The organism is Bacillus sp. NPDC093026 (genome assembly GCF_044754665.1).
GTDB classification, from domain to species: domain Bacteria; phylum Bacillota; class Bacilli; order Bacillales; family Bacillaceae; genus Bacillus; species Bacillus maqinnsis.
Genome location: NZ_JBIVPN010000015.1, coordinates 1 through 1786, shown reverse-complemented (window position 1 = coordinate 1786; position 1786 = coordinate 1). Strand labels below are relative to the sequence as shown.

Annotated in this window: 2 protein-coding genes; both read left to right on the top strand. The window is 36.2% G+C overall.

Annotation, left to right across the window (positions count from 1 at the left end; genetic code table 11):
• Positions 1-1173: pre-toxin TG domain-containing protein (locus ACIQCE_RS16320; RefSeq protein ID WP_400496070.1), on the top strand; the 1173-nt coding region annotated here is incomplete at its 5' end.
• Between the two features lie 10 nt (positions 1174-1183).
• Complete coding sequence (locus ACIQCE_RS16315) at positions 1184-1615, top strand: YrhA family protein (RefSeq protein ID WP_400496069.1); 432 nt, start codon at positions 1184-1186, stop codon at positions 1613-1615.
• Positions 1616-1786: the final 171 nt, after the last annotated feature.

Below are 1786 nucleotides of genomic sequence, written 5' to 3'. Positions count from 1 at the left end.
GAATATGCTTTGTCAGAGACTGAAGAGCAGGCTACAATGGCATTGTACGCCGAAATGATGAATGCGACAAATGACGGAAAAACCATTTCACCGATCAATTTTGATAAGAAAGCATATCAAAATAGCGAAATCTATAAAGCAAAAAGCGATATTGAGAAGCAAACTTCTGAATATCTCAAAATCAAAAAAGAACAAGAAGAAGCCCGCAAGATTGCGAAAGAACAAGAAGCATTGGCGAACCGTCCTTGGTATGAAAAAGCACTTGATGATGGCGGTATGATTCTGAATGAACTGACCGGAGTGAACGACGCCAAACGAGCCGCAACAGGTATTGACCCGATCACGGGTGAAGAACTCACTTCAGGACAGCGAGTCGCGGCAGGCGGCATGGCAGCAGCAGGCTACATCCCAATTGTCGGCTGGGCAGGGCGCATTTTCAAAGGTGGAAAAGCTGTCTATAAAACCACCCAAGCCACATCAGCCGCAGTCAGAGCGGTTGACATCTACAAGATGTCACAAAAATCTTTTGACGTCCTAAAAACTTCGCAAAAAGGCTTGTATGGTCTCACCGCCGCCAACGGATTTAGTGAAGCCATCACTGGCAGAGACATGTTTGGGAATAAAATCTCGAAAGAACAGCAGGAAGCGAGTATGAATGCGGCGCTGGGGATGCTTTTGCCGTTTGGGGCGAAAGGGTTCGATGGGAAGATAGGTACTATTAAAAAAACTGAACATGTTGGTAAATTGAAAGGGAAAGAAGTTCTATTAAAAGACATTTTTGAAACAGAAGTAATCTATACTAAGCGTGATCGAGAAGATTTCAAACAATTGAGAAATAAATTTAATAATTCAGTTAGAAAAAATTTCTTGCAAGATTTAGTAAGCGATGAGAAAAAAATTAAGCCACTCATAAATTCAGGTTTAACTGAAATGGATATTAAAAATCTAAAAAAAGGGTTAGTACCAGATGGATATCAGGTTCATCATAAGCTACCATTAGATGATGGAGGAACGAATGATTTTAAAAATTTAATACTAATCAAAAATGATCCATACCACAAAGTTCTTACTAATTCTCAAAAAGAATTAACTAAAGGTTTGAATGTAGGTGAATCAATAAATATTAAATGGCCAATTCCAGAAGGGTCTATATATCCAACGACTAAAGGATAGAGGTGTAATTATGGTTTTAGAATTACTAGAAGAAATTGAAAAGATTAAAAATCAAGATGGGAAATCCATTATGTTACCTGCGAGTGATAAAAATATTCAGTTAATAAAAGAGTGGGTTTCAAAGAATGTACGAGAAAATTTATGGATAAGTGAATATGAAAAGTTGTTGAAAATAGCAAATGGTTTAGAATTTAATGGATTAGTTATATATAATGCGAAATCTGATGATGAGAATAATGGTTTTATAGGAGCAAATGAAATTTGGCGAGATAATGAGTGGGATAGTGATTACCTGTTCTTTGGAGATTCAAGCATTTCTTGGTACTGCTTTGATATAGATAAATGTGTTTTCCTTGAACTAGATAAGCCTAGTGGGGAAATTATGGAAGAATATAAAAGTTTTGAAGATATGATCAATGAAGCAATAAAAAGTGTGTTGTAATGCACTTTGTAGATAGTGTCTGAAGGAATGCATTTACGTTAGAAAAACTGTAGTTCATAAAAAACCTTGATTGGCTTTATAGAAACGAAGTATTGGCGTGGAACAGTTATTCATGGGATTAATCATAAAAATGCGAAATCAATTGCTAATGACTTTTCGTTTGTTTTTGAA